This window comes from Burkholderia sp. TSV86 (assembly GCF_001522865.1).
GTDB lineage: Bacteria > Pseudomonadota > Gammaproteobacteria > Burkholderiales > Burkholderiaceae > Burkholderia.
This window is the reverse complement of sequence record NZ_LOWB01000098.1, coordinates 147,337-162,128: the sequence shown is the minus strand read 5'-3', so window position 1 is coordinate 162,128 and position 14,792 is coordinate 147,337. Positions and strand designations below refer to the sequence as shown.

At 63.9% G+C, this 14,792-nt stretch carries 12 protein-coding genes and 1 pseudogene; 11 read left to right on the top strand and 2 right to left on the bottom strand.

Annotated elements, in window-relative coordinates:
- Nucleotides 1-16: 16 nt before the first annotated feature.
- Both ubiG and ompA read right to left on the bottom strand, forming a co-directional pair.
- Nucleotides 17-715: a bifunctional 2-polyprenyl-6-hydroxyphenol methylase/3-demethylubiquinol 3-O-methyltransferase UbiG gene (gene ubiG / locus WS68_RS17140; protein WP_059571954.1), complete on the bottom strand. Its 699-nt coding sequence runs from the start codon at nt 713-715 to the stop codon at nt 17-19.
- A 158-nt stretch (nt 716-873) separates the two neighbouring features.
- Nucleotides 874-1,545: an outer membrane protein OmpA gene (gene ompA / locus WS68_RS17135; RefSeq protein ID WP_059571916.1), complete on the bottom strand. Its 672-nt coding sequence runs from the start codon at nt 1,543-1,545 to the stop codon at nt 874-876.
- Between the two features lie 496 nt (nt 1,546-2,041).
- Between ompA and gyrA the strand changes: the two genes are divergently transcribed.
- The 11 genes and pseudogenes from gyrA (at nt 2,042) to lapB (ending at nt 14,730) form a co-directional block, all read left to right on the top strand.
- The gene (gene gyrA / locus WS68_RS17130; protein WP_059571915.1) at nt 2,042-4,654 is read left to right on the top strand and encodes a DNA gyrase subunit A; all 2,613 of its coding nucleotides are present in this window, start codon (nt 2,042-2,044) and stop codon (nt 4,652-4,654) included.
- 109 nt (nt 4,655-4,763) lie between these two features.
- Entirely contained in the window at nt 4,764-5,360 is a 597-nt protein-coding gene (locus WS68_RS17125) for a DUF2059 domain-containing protein (RefSeq protein WP_059571953.1), read from the top strand.
- A gap of 180 nt (nt 5,361-5,540) precedes the next feature.
- Nucleotides 5,541-6,623 carry a 3-phosphoserine/phosphohydroxythreonine transaminase gene (gene serC / locus WS68_RS17120; protein WP_059571914.1) on the top strand — a complete coding sequence of 361 codons (1,083 nt, stop codon included), beginning with the start codon at nt 5,541-5,543 and terminating at the stop codon, nt 6,621-6,623.
- Between the two features lie 37 nt (nt 6,624-6,660).
- The gene (gene pheA, locus WS68_RS17115) at nt 6,661-7,743 is read left to right on the top strand and encodes a prephenate dehydratase (protein WP_059571913.1); all 1,083 of its coding nucleotides are present in this window, start codon (nt 6,661-6,663) and stop codon (nt 7,741-7,743) included.
- Nucleotides 7,744-7,807: 64 nt separating this feature from the next.
- Nucleotides 7,808-8,647 (top strand): annotated as a pseudogene (locus WS68_RS29395) (prephenate dehydrogenase); the annotation flags it as partial.
- A gap of 132 nt (nt 8,648-8,779) precedes the next feature.
- Nucleotides 8,780-10,084, top strand: a complete 1,305-nt coding sequence (aroA, locus tag WS68_RS29390) for a 3-phosphoshikimate 1-carboxyvinyltransferase (RefSeq protein WP_059571952.1) — start codon at nt 8,780-8,782, stop codon at nt 10,082-10,084.
- A gap of 17 nt (nt 10,085-10,101) precedes the next feature.
- Nucleotides 10,102-10,806: a (d)CMP kinase gene (cmk, locus tag WS68_RS17105; RefSeq protein ID WP_059571912.1), complete on the top strand. Its 705-nt coding sequence runs from the start codon at nt 10,102-10,104 to the stop codon at nt 10,804-10,806.
- A 134-nt stretch (nt 10,807-10,940) separates the two neighbouring features.
- The gene (gene rpsA, locus WS68_RS17100; protein WP_059519059.1) at nt 10,941-12,653 is read left to right on the top strand and encodes a 30S ribosomal protein S1; all 1,713 of its coding nucleotides are present in this window, start codon (nt 10,941-10,943) and stop codon (nt 12,651-12,653) included.
- Nucleotides 12,654-12,675: 22 nt separating this feature from the next.
- The gene (locus WS68_RS17095) at nt 12,676-12,999 is read left to right on the top strand and encodes an integration host factor subunit beta (RefSeq protein ID WP_059571911.1); all 324 of its coding nucleotides are present in this window, start codon (nt 12,676-12,678) and stop codon (nt 12,997-12,999) included.
- Nucleotides 13,000-13,216: 217 nt separating this feature from the next.
- Nucleotides 13,217-13,510: a LapA family protein gene (locus WS68_RS17090; RefSeq protein WP_059519064.1), complete on the top strand. Its 294-nt coding sequence runs from the start codon at nt 13,217-13,219 to the stop codon at nt 13,508-13,510.
- A 50-nt stretch (nt 13,511-13,560) separates the two neighbouring features.
- On the top strand, nt 13,561-14,730 hold the full coding sequence (lapB, locus tag WS68_RS17085) for a lipopolysaccharide assembly protein LapB (RefSeq protein WP_059571910.1): 1,170 nt from the start codon (nt 13,561-13,563) through the stop codon (nt 14,728-14,730).
- Nucleotides 14,731-14,792: the final 62 nt, after the last annotated feature.

Sequence of the window (14,792 nt, the reverse complement as noted above, 5' to 3'; positions counted from 1 at the left end):
GCGTGGCAGGCAGCGCTTATGCGCCGCGGCGGCACGCGACGAGATAGTTGACGTCCGTGTCGTTCGACAGCGAGAAGCGCTTGGCTAGCGGATGATAGGTGATGCCCTTGAGTTCGACGAGGTGCAGACCGGTCGCGCGCACGAAGCCCGCAAGCTCCGACGGGCGGATGAACCGCGCGTAATCGTGGGTGCCCTTCGGCAGCATTTGCGCAATGTATTCGGCGCCGATCACCGCGAGCAGATACGCCTTCAGATTGCGGTTCAGCGTCGAAAAGAACACCCAGCCGCCGGGTTTCACGAGCGTCGCGCATGCAGCCACGACGTTCGCGGGCGACGGCACGTGTTCGAGCATCTCCATGCAGGTGACGACGTCATAGGTGCCGGGCTCGCGCGCGGCGAGCGCTTCGGCCGAAATCGCTTCATAGTCGAGCGTCACGCCGCTCTCGAGGCTATGCAGATCGGCTACGCCGAGCGCTTCGGTCGACAGGTCGATGCCGAGCACGTGCGCGCCTTTTGTCGCCATCGATTCCGATAGGATGCCGCCGCCGCAGCCGATATCGACCACGCGCTTGCCGGCAAGAGGCGCATGTGCTTCGATCCACGCGAGGCGTACCGGATTGAGGTCGTGCAGCGGCTTGAATTCGGCGTTCGGATCCCACCATTTATGGGCGAGATCGCTGAATTTCTGGAGTTCGTGCGGATCGGCGTTCGTCATATCGGCAAGCAGAGTACGGAGGCGGGCAGCCGTGCCCATCAAGCCCTGAGTATATAAGGGGGCGGGGAGGGCCGCCACTGGCGCGCCTGCGCGAAGCGGGGGCGCCGAATAAAAAAGCCCCGCCGAGGCGGGGCTTTGAAGCAGTCGCAACCGTGGGCTTATTGTGCCGGAACGGTCGTCTTCTGCACTTCCTGCGTACCGACCACTTCGACTTCCACACGGCGGTCCGGTGCGAGGCAGGCGATGAGCTGCTTGCGGTTCTTCTGGCGGCAGGTGTTGCCCGTGACCGGGTTGCGCTTGCCCTTGCCTTCCGTATAGACCTTGCTCGAGTCGACACCCTTGCTGACGAGGTACGACTTGACAGCCTGTGCGCGGCGCAGCGACAGACGGTCGTTGTACTTGTCCGAGCCGATGCGGTCGGTGTAGCCCGTGGCCACGACCACTTCGACGTTCATTTGTTGGATCTTCGCAGCCAGTTCGTCCAGCTTCTGCTTGCCGAGCGGCTTGAGCGTCGCCTTGTCGAAATCGAACAGCGCGTCAGCCGAATACGTGATCTTCTGGCTCGAGATGATCGGAGCCGGTGCGACCGGTGCCGGTGCCGGGGCTTGGGTGACCAGCGCGCCATCGCACTTCGCGTTGGCGGTTGCCGGCGTCCAGAAAGCATCGCGCCAGCAAAGCTCATTCGTGCCGTTCATCCACACCCATTCGCCCGTGCCATTCACCCAGTTGTCGTTCACGGCTTGTCGCGAAGCCGGCACCGACTGCGCCGACGCCGATGCAGCCATCACTGCGGTAGCTGCAATGAACGCGAGCTTTGAAAGTTTATTCATATTTCTCCTCTCGAAATTGAGATTACCGCAGGTTTACTGCGAGCCTGTAGACGATGACAAGTCATACATTGCTCGAAGTATAACATTGGTGCGGTACAAAAAACGCGGCACCGCTCTGTCTAGACTTCGAGCAGCGTCTAACTTTCAGTGCGTTGGCATTTTGCCATATGGTTCCCTTGCCGCGAAAAAAAATCCTCCCCACCCTAACATCGCTTAGTCGAATGTGGCGCATGTGCAACACCAGCTGCCGTATGTTTAAGAAATTGTCAAGTGCATTGACGCGAAACGGTGGGCATCGATGTTGCCGGTCTGTTGGCGCACGATTTGTGTTTTTTTGTGCAGGCGCTAAAAAACACCCGTCGCGAGCGAGCGAATTTCTGTCTTTCTTATATAGCAGGGAGCAGGTGGGGCCGCATGTTAGAATCCAACGTTACGTCGCGCGAGCGGCGTTTATGCGATAGGCGGTCCCGTCTTCGCCCCGAAACGATACGGATACATGGATCAATTCGCCAAAGAGACCCTGCCCACCTCCCTTGAGGAGGAAATGCGCACGTCGTATCTGAATTACGCGATGAGCGTGATTGTCGGACGCGCCCTGCCGGATGTCCGCGACGGCTTGAAGCCGGTGCATCGGCGTGTGTTGTTTGCGATGCACGAGTTGAATAATGACTGGAACCGGCCGTACAAGAAGTCCGCGCGTATCGTCGGCGACGTAATCGGTAAATACCATCCGCACGGCGACACCGCGGTCTACGACACGATCGTGCGGATGGCTCAGGATTTCTCGCTGCGCTACATGCTCGTCGACGGCCAGGGCAACTTCGGCTCGGTCGACGGCGACAACGCGGCCGCGATGCGCTACACCGAAATCCGCATGGCGAAGATCGGCCACGAGTTGCTCGCCGACATCGACAAGGAAACGGTCGATTTCGGCCCGAACTACGACGGCAGCGAGACGCAGCCGCTCATTCTGCCGTCGCGGATTCCGAACCTGCTGATCAACGGCTCGTCCGGGATCGCGGTCGGGATGGCGACGAACATTCCGCCGCACAACCTGAACGAAGTCGTCGATGCGTGCCAATACCTGCTGAACAACCCGCAGGCGAGCATCGACGAGCTGATCGAGATCGTTCCCGCGCCGGATTTCCCGACGGCCGGCATCATCTATGGCGTCGCCGGCGTGCGCGACGGTTATCGCACCGGGCGCGGACGCGTCGTGATGCGCGCGGCGACGCACTTCGAGGAGATCGACCGCGGCCAGCGCATGGCGATCATCGTCGACGAGCTGCCGTATCAGGTCAACAAGCGTTCGCTGCTCGAGCGCATCGCCGAGCTCGTCAACGAGAAGAAGCTTGAAGGCATCTCGGATATCCGCGACGAATCGGACAAGAGCGGGATGCGCGTCGTGATCGAGTTGAAGCGCGGCGAAGTGCCCGAGGTCGTGCTGAACAACCTGTACAAGTCGACGCAGTTGCAGGACACGTTCGGCATGAACATGGTCGCGCTCGTCGACAATCAGCCGAAACTGCTGAATCTGAAGGAGATCCTGCAGCACTTCCTGTCGCACCGGCGCGAAGTGCTGACGCGGCGCACCGTCTACGAACTGCGCAAGGCGCGCGAGCGCGGCCATGTGCTCGAGGGCCTGGCTGTCGCGCTCGCGAACATCGACGAGTTCATCGCGATCATCAAGGCCGCGCCGACGCCGCCGATCGCCAAGCAGGAGCTGATGGCGCGCGCGTGGGATTCGGCGCTCGTGCGCGAGATGCTCACCCGTGCCGAAGCCGAGAATTCGGCGGCGGGCGGCCGCGCGGCGTACCGCCCCGACGGCCTGTCCCCGGCGTTCGGCATGCAGGGCGACGGTTTGTACAAGCTGTCCGATACGCAGGCCCAGGAAATTTTGCAGATGCGCCTGCAACGGCTCACGGGCCTCGAGCAGGACAAGATCATCGGCGAATATCGCGACGTGATGGCGCAGATCGCCGATCTGCTCGACATCCTCGCGCGGCCGGAGCGAATCACGACGATGATCGGCGAGGAGTTGAGCGCGGTGAAGGCCGAGTTCGGCGATGCGCGCCGCTCGAAGATCGAGCTGAACGCGACCGAGCTGAACACCGAAGACCTGATCACGCCGCAGGACATGGTCGTCACGATGTCGCACGCGGGCTACGTGAAGTCGCAGCCGCTGTCCGAGTATCGCGCGCAAAAACGCGGCGGGCGCGGCAAGCAAGCCACGCAGATGAAGGAAGACGACTGGATCGAGACGCTGTTCATCGCGAACACGCACGATTACATACTGTGCTTCTCGAACCGCGGCCGCGTGTACTGGGTCAAGGTGTACGAGGTGCCGCAGGGCTCGCGCAATTCGCGCGGCCGGCCGATCGTCAACATGTTCCCGCTGCAGGACGGCGAGAAGATCAATGTCGTGCTGCCCGTCAAGGAGTTCTCGGCCGACAAGTACGTGTTCATGACGACCGCGCTCGGCACCGTCAAGAAGACGCCGCTCGAGGCGTTCAGCCGGCCGTTGAGGAAGGGCATCATCGCGGTCGGCCTCGACGATGGCGATTATCTGATCGGCGCGGCGATCACCGACGGCGCGCACGACGTGATGCTGTTCTCCGACGCGGGCAAGGCAGTGCGTTTCGACGAGAACGACGTGCGTCCGATGGGCCGCGAGGCGCGCGGCGTGCGCGGCATGCAGCTCGACGAAGGGCAGCAGGTGATCGCGATGCTCGTCGCGGAGGACGAGGCGCAGTCGGTGTTGACGGCCACCGAGAACGGTTTCGGCAAACGCACGCCGATTACCGAGTACACGCGTCACGGCCGCGGCACGAAGGGAATGATCGCGATCCAGACGTCCGAGCGCAACGGCCGCGTCGTGGCTGCGACGCTCGTCGACGCCGAGGACCAGATCATGCTGATCACCACGGCGGGCGTGCTGATTCGCACGCGCGTATCGGAAATCCGCGAGATGGGCCGCGCAACGCAAGGTGTTACACTCATCAGTCTCGATGAAGGCACCAAGCTTTCAGGTCTGCAGCAGATCGCCGAGGCGGACGCCGACGCTGATACCGATACCGACGACGAAGCGGCGGAGGGGGGCGACGCCTGAGTCAGGTTGTAGCTTCGAGTTGCCGCCTGGGCGGTGCGCACGCGAAAAGAGCGTGTGACGCGGCAGGGACGGCGTATAAACTGTGCATATTTCCATGAAGGGAGTCATGATGCAAAAACGATTCAAGCAACTGGTCCTGCTGGCAGCGATGGTTCCGGCGTTCGCGATGGCGCAGTCGCTGTCGAACCAAGCTTCGACGCCGGCGGCCGCTGCTCCGATCGACGCTGACAAGAAGGCGGCTATCAAGGATCTGCTCGATGCGATCGACGCACCGAAGCTCGTGTCGGCAATTGCGAACAGCGCCGAAATGCAATCGAAGCAACTCGTGCCGGCGATCCTGTCGGACGCGCTGTCGGAAAACAAGACGCTGAATGACAAGCAGAAGCAAGCCGCGGTCCCGACGCTGCAGAAGAACGCGGTACCGAAGCTCGTTGACAACGCCGGCAAGGTGTTCGGCACGCAGCAGTTCACGACCGATGCGATGCAGGCTCAGTACGACGCGTATGCGAAGTACTACAGCACGTCGGAAATCAAGGATCTGACGACGTTCTACAAGAGCCCGACGGGCCGCAAGTTCATCCAGGTGCAGGACCAGGTGGGCCGCGATGTCGTGAATGGCCTGATGCAGAAGTACATGCCGCAGGCGATCAAGGCGACCCGCGACCAGGCTGACAAGGAAGTTGCAGCAGTCAAGCCGGGCAAGTAAGCCGTTTTCGGCCCGCCGGCCGAACCGGACGCGTGTCGCCCGGCGTTTGGCGGGTTCGGTGTGACAGTGCGATAATGGCCGTTTGCGCGAGCGCGCAAACGGCCATTCCTTTTGCGGCGCGGCTTTTGGCCGGTTTCCGGTCCGCTTGTGCGAGCCGCGTTCCTCCCGAGGTTTTTCACGATGCGCGTCTTTAATTTCTCCGCCGGTCCAGCGGCGCTGCCCGAGGAAGTGTTGCGCCAAGCGGCCGATGAAATGCTCGACTGGAATGGCAGCGGCATGAGCGTGATGGAGATGAGCCATCGCGGCAAGGAGTTCATGTCGATCCATGAGGCGGCGCTTGCCGATCTGCGCGAATTGCTCGGCGTGCCCGCGAATTACCGGATTCTTTTCTTGCAGGGCGGCGGCATCGCCGAGAACGCGATCGTGCCGATGAATCTGCTCGGCGCGCGCGCGACGGCGGATTTCGTCGTGACGGGCTCGTGGTCGCAGAAGTCGTTCAACGAGGCGAAGAAATACTGCACGCCGCATCTGGCCGCCTCCGGCAAGACCGATAGCGGTTATACGCGCGTGCCGGCGTTCTCCGAATGGCGGCTGTCGGACGATCCGGCGTATGTGCATCTGTGCACGAACGAGACGATCGACGGTGTCGAAACGTTCGACATCCCCGATCTTGGCGACGTGCCGCTCGTCGCGGACGTGTCGTCGCACATCCTGTCGCGTCCGCTCGAGATCACGAAGTACGGCGCGATCTTCGGCGGCGCGCAGAAGAACATCGGCATGGCAGGCGTGACGCTCGTGATCGTGCGCGAGGATCTGCTCGAACGCGCGTTGTCGATCTGCCCGTCGGCATTCGAATGGAAGACGGTCGCGTTGAACAATTCGCTGTACAACACGCCGCCCACCTATGCGATCTACATCGCGGGCCTCGTGTTCAAATGGCTGAAGGCGCAGGGCGGCCTCGCCGCGATCGAGCAGCGTAATCTCGAGAAATCGAGGCTGTTGTACGACACGATCGATGCGAGCGGCTTCTATCTGAACAAGGTCGAGAAGCCGGCGCGCTCGCGGATGAACGTGCCGTTCTTTCTGGCTGACGAATCGCGCAACGAAGACTTCCTCGCCGGCGCGAAAGCGCGCGGGCTGCTGCAGCTCAAGGGCCACAAGTCCGTCGGCGGCATGCGGGCGTCGATCTACAACGCGGTGCCGATCGACGGCGTCAAGGCGCTCGTCGAATACATGAAGGATTTCGAGCGGCAGCACGCGTGACGCGCACCGCTCATCAGCACCCTTGTTTGGTTTTCTCATGGACGACGAACTCAATTCCCGGCTCAAGCCGCTGCGCGAGCGTATCGATGCGATTGACGCGCAGCTCATCGCGCTGCTGAACCAGCGCGCGGCGATCGCGCTCGAGGTCGGGGAGGTCAAGAAGCATTTCAATGCGCCGGTGTTCAGGCCGGAGCGCGAGCAGCAGGTGATCGCGCGGCTGCAGGACATGAGCGCGGGGCCGCTCGCGAGCGAGCATATCAGCGCGATCTGGCGCGAGATCATGGCCGCGAGCCGCTCGCTCGAGCAGATCATTCACGTCGCGTTCCTGGGGCCGGTCGGCACTTATAGCGAACAGGCGATGTTCGAGTATTTCGGCCAGTCGGTCGAAGGGCTGCCGTGCCCGTCGATCGACGAGGCGTTCCGCTCGGTCGAGGCGGGCGCCGCGGCGTTCGGCGTGGTGCCGGTCGAGAACTCGTCGGAGGGCGCGGTGTCGCGCACGCTCGATCTGCTGCTGCATACGCAGTTGCTGATCGGCGGCGAGCTGTCGCTGCCGATTCATCACAACCTGCTCACGCAGACGGGCAAGCTCGACGGCGTCAAGCGCGTGTGCGCGCATGCGCAGGCGCTCGCGCAGTGCCAGCACTGGCTTGCGGCGAACGCGCCGCATCTGGAGCGGCAGGCGGTGGCGAGCAATGCCGAGGCGGCACGCGTCGCCGCCGACGATGCGTCGATTGCCGCGATCGCGGGCGACCGCGCGGCGACGCACTACGGCTTGCAGATTGCCTACGCGATGATTCAGGACGATCCGCACAACCGCACGCGTTTCGTCGTGATCGGCAAGGAGCCGGCCGGGCCGGGCGGGCATGATCAGACGTCGCTGATCGTGTCGGTCAAGAACGAGCCGGGCGCGGTTTTCAAGCTGCTCGAGCCGCTTGCGCGGCACGGCGTGTCGATGACGCGGTTCGAGTCGCGGCCGGCGCGGGTCGGCACGTGGGCGTATTACTTCTATATCGATATCGAAGGGCATCGCGACGACGATGCGGTGAAGGCCGCGCTGGCCGAACTCGGCAAGAAAGCGGCGTTCCTGAAGATTCTCGGTTCGTATCCGCGCGCGCAGTGACGCGCGCGTCTTGATTTCGGCACGTTCGGGCCCGGCCCGCGCGCGCATTACTTTGGCTCGGGTCGTGTCAGGCTTCTCTTTCGACAAACTGGTGATTTTCGGCGTCGGGCTGATCGGCGGCTCGCTCGCGCTTGCGTTGCGCGAACGGGCCGTGGGCGGCGCGCGCGAGGTGATAGGCGTCGGCCGCGGCGCGGCATCGATCGAGCGCGCGCTCGCGTTGCGCGTGATCGACCGCGCGGCCATGCTCGACGACGACGCGCAACTGCGCGCCGCGCTCGCGGGCGCGGACGTCGTGCTGCTCGCCGCGCCCGTCGCGCAGACGCAGCCGTTGCTCGCGCGGATCGCACCGTTTCTCGATGCGTCGACGGTCGTAACCGACGCGGGCAGCACGAAATCGGATGTCGTCGCGGCGGCCCGCGCGGCGCTCGGCGCGCGGGTCGGCCAGTTCGTGCCCGGGCATCCGATCGCCGGGCGCGAATCGAGCGGCGTCGGCGCGGCGCTCGCCGATCTGTACGTTGGCCGCAACGTCGTGCTGTGCGCGTTGCCGGAGAATGCGCCGGCGGCGCTGGCGCGGATCGAGTCGATGTGGCGCGCGGCGGGCGCCGACGTGCGCGCGATGAGCGCCGCGCAGCACGATCGCGTGTTCGCGGCGGTGAGCCACCTGCCGCACGTGCTGTCGTTCGCGCTCGTCGAGCAGATTCTCGGCGAGTCCGACGCGGAATTGAAATTTTCGTATGCGGCGGGCGGATTCCGCGATTTCACGCGGATCGCCGCATCGAGCCCGGAAATGTGGCGCGACGTTTGTCTCGCGAATCGCGACGCGCTGCTCGACGAACTCGATGCCTATGCGCGTGTGCTCGCGCGGCTGCGCGCGGCGATCGACGGGCGCGACGGCGCGGCGCTCGAAGCCGTGTTCGCGCGCTCGCGTGCCGCGCGCGCGTCTTGGCGCGAGCGCGGCGCGCTTGCCACCCGGCCGGCCGACGCCGCATCCGCCGCGCATCCGGCCCGCTTGGCCTCTCCAGGAACAGGATCTCATATGGAACATCTCGATCTCGGCCCGTTCTCCTGCGCGCAAGGCACGGTGCGCCTGCCCGGCTCGAAGAGCATCTCGAATCGGGTGCTGTTGCTCGCGGCGCTCGCGGAAGGCGACACGACCGTGACCAACCTGCTCGATTCCGACGATACCCGCGTGATGCTCGACGCGCTCGGCAAGCTCGGCGTGAAGCTCGCGCGCGACGGCGATACCTGCGTCGTGACGGGCACGCGCGGCGCGTTCACCGCGAAGTTGGCCGACCTTTTCCTCGGCAACGCCGGCACCGCGGTACGGCCGCTGACGGCGGCGCTCGCGGTCAACGGCGGCGACTATCGGATTCACGGCGTGCCACGGATGCACGAGCGCCCGATCGGCGATCTCGTCGACGGGCTGCGTCAGATCGGCGCGCGGATCGACTACGAGGGCAACGACGGCTTCCCACCGCTGCGCATCCAGCCCGCGGCGATCGCCGTCGACGCGCCGATCCGCGTGCGCGGCGACGTGTCGAGCCAATTCCTCACCGCGCTGCTGATGACGCTGCCGCTCGTGAAGGCGAAAGACGGCGCGAGCGTCGTCGAAATCGACGGCGAACTGATCTCGAAGCCGTACATCGACATCACGATCAAGCTGATGGCGCGCTTCGGCGTGCACGTCGAGCGCGACGGCTGGCGGCGCTTCACGGTGCCGGCGGGCGGGCGCTACCGGTCGCCGGGCGCGATCATGGTCGAAGGCGATGCGTCGTCGGCGTCGTACTTTCTTGCGGCGGGCGCGCTGGGCGGCGGGCCGCTGCGCGTCGAGGGCGTCGGCCGCGCGAGCATCCAGGGCGATGTCGGCTTCGCGAGCGCGCTGATGCAAATGGGCGCGAACGTGACGATGGGCGACGACTGGATCGAAGTGCGCGGAATCGGCCACGATCACGGCAAGCTCGAGCCGATCGACATGGATTTCAACCTGATTCCGGACGCCGCGATGACGATCGCGGTGGCCGCGCTGTTCGCCGACGGCACGAGCACGCTGCGCAATATCGGCAGCTGGCGCGTGAAGGAAACCGACCGGATCGCCGCGATGGCGGCCGAGCTGCGCAAGGTCGGCGCGACGGTCGGCGAGGGCGCCGATTATCTTGTCGTGACGCCGCCCGCGAAACTGACGCCGAACGCGTCGATCGACACCTACGACGATCACCGGATGGCGATGTGCTTCTCGCTCGTGAGCCTCGGCGGCGTGCCCGTGCGCATCAACGATCCGAAGTGCGTCGGCAAGACGTTCCCCGATTATTTCGACCGCTTCACGGCGCTCGCGAAAGCCTGACGCCCGCATTTGTTCCGATGAAATCGATTCGACCTTTTTCTCAGACCCCGGTTATCACGATCGACGGCCCGACCGCGTCCGGCAAGGGCACGGTGGCGGCGCTCGTCGCCGCGCATCTGGGCTTTCACTTGCTTGACAGCGGCGCGCTGTACCGGCTCGCCGCGCTCGCGAGCATTCGCTACCAGGTCGAGCCTGACGACGTGCAGGCATTGGCGAAACTGGTCGATGGGCTGCACATTACGTTCCGCGAAGGCTGCGCGCAGCTCGACGGGGTCGACGTGTCCGACGAGATCCGCGCGGAGGCGGTAGGCAACCGGGCATCGGCGATCGCCGTGCACGCGCCGGTACGCGCCGCGCTGGTCGCGCGCCAGCGGGCGTTTCGCAAGACGCCGGGGCTCGTCGCGGACGGCCGTGACATGGGAACGGTGATCTTCCCGGACGCCGTGCTGAAGGTGTTCCTGACGGCGAGCGTCGAGGCGCGCGCGGCGCGCCGGCATAAGCAATTGATGCAAAAAGGTTTTTCTGCTAATATAAATGACTTGCTCCGGGATTTGCGCGAGCGTGACGCACGCGACAGCAATCGCGTAGCCGCGCCGCTCAAGCCTGCAGCGGACGCCAAGCCCCTCGACACCTCGGCGCTGACGATCGAGCAATCGGTCGATCAGGTGCTGCGGTGGTACAAGGAGCTGGGGCAGCCGCCTGAAAAGGGGGCGAAAGCGTAGTAGGTGCTTCGCGCGTTGCGCGCAGCGTATGTTAAACCCTTAACCCCGTGTGGATTCGCGGGCCGGCCGTCAGCCAAGGCAGCAGCCTGGAGTGGGCGCGGCGAGAATGCGAGACCACGCACAAACCGATTTTTATGTCCGACCTGCAAACCTCCAACCCGAATACCGAATCCTTTGCGGCTCTGTTCGAAGAGTCGCTGACCCGCCAAGACATGCGCGCCGGCGAAGTGATCTCCGCCGAAGTCGTGCGCGTCGACCACAACTTCGTGGTCGTCAATGCAGGCCTGAAGTCCGAGGCTTACATTCCGATCGAGGAATTCCTGAACGATCAGGGCGAGGTTGAGGTGCAGGCGGGCGATTTCGTGTCCGTCGCGATCGACGCGCTCGAAAACGGCTATGGCGACACGATCCTGTCGCGCGACAAGGCGAAGCGCCTTGCATCGTGGCTGTCGCTGGAAAAGGCACTCGACAACAACGAACTCGTCACCGGCACGATTACCGGCAAGGTGAAGGGCGGCATGACCGTGATGGTCAACGGCATCCGCGCGTTCCTGCCGGGTTCGCTGGTCGACACGCGTCCGGTCAAGGACACGACGCCGTATGAAGGCAAGACGCTCGAGTTCCGCGTGATCAAGCTCGACCGCAAGCGTAACAACGTCGTGCTGTCGCGCCGTGCCGTGATCGAAGCAACGCAAGGCGAAGAGCGCGCGAAGCTGCTCGAGACGCTGAAGGAAGGCGCGATCGTCAACGGCGTGGTCAAGAACATCACCGACTACGGCGCGTTCGTCGACCTCGGCGGCATCGACGGCCTGCTGCACATCACCGACATCGCATGGCGCCGTGTGCGTCACCCGAGCGAAGTCCTGTCGGTCGGCCAGGAAGTCACCGCGAAGATCCTCAAGTTCGACCAAGAGAAGAACCGCGTGTCGCTTGGCATCAAGCAACTGGGCGACGATCCGTGGGAAGGCATCTCGCGCCGTTACCCGTCGGGCACGCGTCTGTTCGGCAAGGTCACGAACATCACCGACTACGGCGCATTCGTCGAAGTGGAATCGGGCATCGAAGGCCTCGTCCACGTGTCGGAAATGGACTGGACCAACAAGAACGTCGCGCCGTCGAAGGTTGTCCAGCTGGGCGACGAAGTCGAAGTCATGGTCCTCGAGATCGACGAAGACCGTCGTCGTATCAGCCTCGGCATGAAGCAGTGCAAGCCGAATCCGTGGGATGACTTCAGCCGCAACTTCAAGAAGGGCGACAAGATCACGGGCGCAATCAAGTCGATCACCGACTTCGGCGTGTTCATCGGTCTGCCGGGCGGCATCGATGGCCTGGTTCACCTGTCGGACCTGTCGTGGAGCGAGGCTGGCGAAGAAGCCGTTCGCAAGTACAAGAAGGGCGACGAAGTCGAAGCGATCGTGCTCGGCATCGACGTCGAGAAGGAGCGCATTTCGCTCGGCATCAAGCAGCTCGAAGGCGACCCGTTCAGCAACTACGTTGCGATGAACGACAAGGGCTCGATCGTCGACGGCGTGGTGAAGTCGGTCGACGCGAAGGGCGCGGTCATCACGCTGACGGGCGACGTAGAAGGCTACCTGCGTGCGTCGGAAATCTCGCAGGATCGTGTCGAAGACGCGCGCAACGTGCTGAAGGAAGGCGACAAGGTCAACGCGATGGTGATCAACATCGATCGCAAGTCGCGCGGCATCAACCTGTCGATCAAGGCGAAGGATTCGGCCGAGCAGCAGGAAGCGATGCGCGGCTTGCAAGCAGATTCGAGCTCCGCTGCGACCGGCACGACCAATCTCGGCGCGCTGTTGAAGGCGAAGCTTGACGGCCAGAACCAGTAAGCCTCACGAGGTCTGCTGAAGTATGACCAAATCCGAGTTGGTCGCCCAGTTGGCATCGCGATTTCCGCAGCTTGTGCTGAAAGATGCGGATTTCGCGGTGAAAACGATGCTCGATGCGATGTCCGACGTGCTGTCGAAAGGGCATCGGATCGAAATTCGCGGCTTCGGCAGCTTCGGTTTGAATCGCCGCCCGGCGCGTGTCGGGCGCAATCCGAAGTCGGGGGAGAAGGTGCAGGTGCCTGAGAAGCATGTGCCGCACTTCAAGCCCGGCAAGGAGTTGCGTGAGCGCGTCGATGGCCGTGCCGGCGAACCGTTGAAAAACGATGAACCGGACGACGGCCGGTGATAGGCGGCCGATGCCGAGCCATCCAACCAGGCTGAAAGAAAGCGCCCCTCGCGGGCGCTTTTTGTTTGCGCGTTCGGCCCGCGCCCGTGTGGCGGCGCGGGCCGAGCCGTTTCTCAAGATGCGTGAAACGGCATCCTTTACAATACGGGGCGCTTCGGCGCGGCGAAGGGGAGTCGCACGCGCCGCCGAATAATCTCAATCAAAGAGAGGGAGTCTCATGAAGGTCATCGTCTGGTTGGTCCGTGTGGTGGTGTTCGTGTTGTTGCTCGTGCTTGCTTTGGCCAATACGCATAGCGCGACGCTGAATTTCATCGCAGGCTACAACTGGCAGGCTCCGCTGATCCTGATCGGGCTGGCGTTCTTCGGCGTCGGGCTGATTGCGGGTCTGCTGTCCGCGCTGCCGTCGGTGTTCCGGATGCGGCTCGAGAACGGCCGCTTGAAGCGTGATTTGCGCGCCGCGCGCGAGAATCCGGCCATCGTCGATCAACCGCCGATGCCGCCTGTCATTTAACGCTCGCCGTTGCCGCGCGTGTCGCGGCACGGCCTTTTGCCATACGTCGCATGGATCTGGATTTCTGGTGGCTGCTCGCCATCCCCGTCGCATTCGCGCTCGGCTGGATAGCGTCGCGCTACGACCTCAACAAGCTGTTGTCCGAGAGCGCGAATCTGCCGCGCTCGTATTTTCGCGGCCTGAATTTCCTGTTGAACGAACAGCCGGATAAGGCCATCGACGCTTTTATCGAAGTGGCGAAGCTCGACCCGGAGACGGTCGAGCTGCACTTTGCGCTCGGCAACCTGTTTCGCCGGCGCGGCGAGACGGACCGTGCGATTCGCGTGCATCAGAATCTGCTCGGCCGGACCGATTTGCCCGTGACCGAGCGCGATCATGCCCTTTATGAACTCGGGCAGGACTTTCTGAAAGCGGGCTTGCTCGACCGTGCGGAAGACACATTCCACAAGCTTGCCGACGGCGACTATGCACTCGGCGCGCAGCGCGCGCTGCTGACGATCTACGAGATCGAGAAGGACTGGAACAAATCGATCGATACCGCGACGCGAATCGAATCGATGGGCGCGCAGCGCTTGTCGACCGAGATCTCGCATTTTCATTGCGAACTGGCGCAGGATGCGTTGCAGCAAAAGCAGGCCGAGCGCGCGGCCGGGCATCTGCGCGATGCGCTCGCGGTGAACCCGCAGAACGCGCGCGCGACGATTCTGTCGGGTGACGCGGCGGCCGCGGCCGGCGACCACGCCGCGGCGATCGAGCACTGGCGCAGGATCGAGGCGCAGAACGCCGCGTATCTGCCGCTCGTTGCCGACAAGCTGATGAAATCGTATATCGCGCTCGACCGCGCGGCCGACGGCGCCGCGCTGCTGACGGACTATGCCGAGCGCTATCCGTCGAACGACCTGCTCGACGTCGCATACCAATACGTGTCGCAGATGCGCGGCACGGCTGCCGCGCACGCGCTCGCGCGCACGCAGATGCAGAAGGCGCCGAACCTGTCGGGCATGCTGCATCTGCTCGACGCGCAGATCGCATCGGCCGACGAGCCGCGCCGCGCGGAACTCGAGATGATGCGCACGCTTGTCAAGCAGCGCACTAAAAACCTGCCACGGTATACGTGCCAGAATTGCGGTTTCCGCGCGCGCCTGTTCTATTGGCAGTGCCCGGGATGCAGCGGCTGGGAAACCTACGCGCCGCGGCGCGTCGAACCCGCCGTCGCATAATGGGGGCGGGCGCCGCGCGCCTGCTCCGGGCGGCCGTCGGCCGCCGGAATGAATCATCGGAA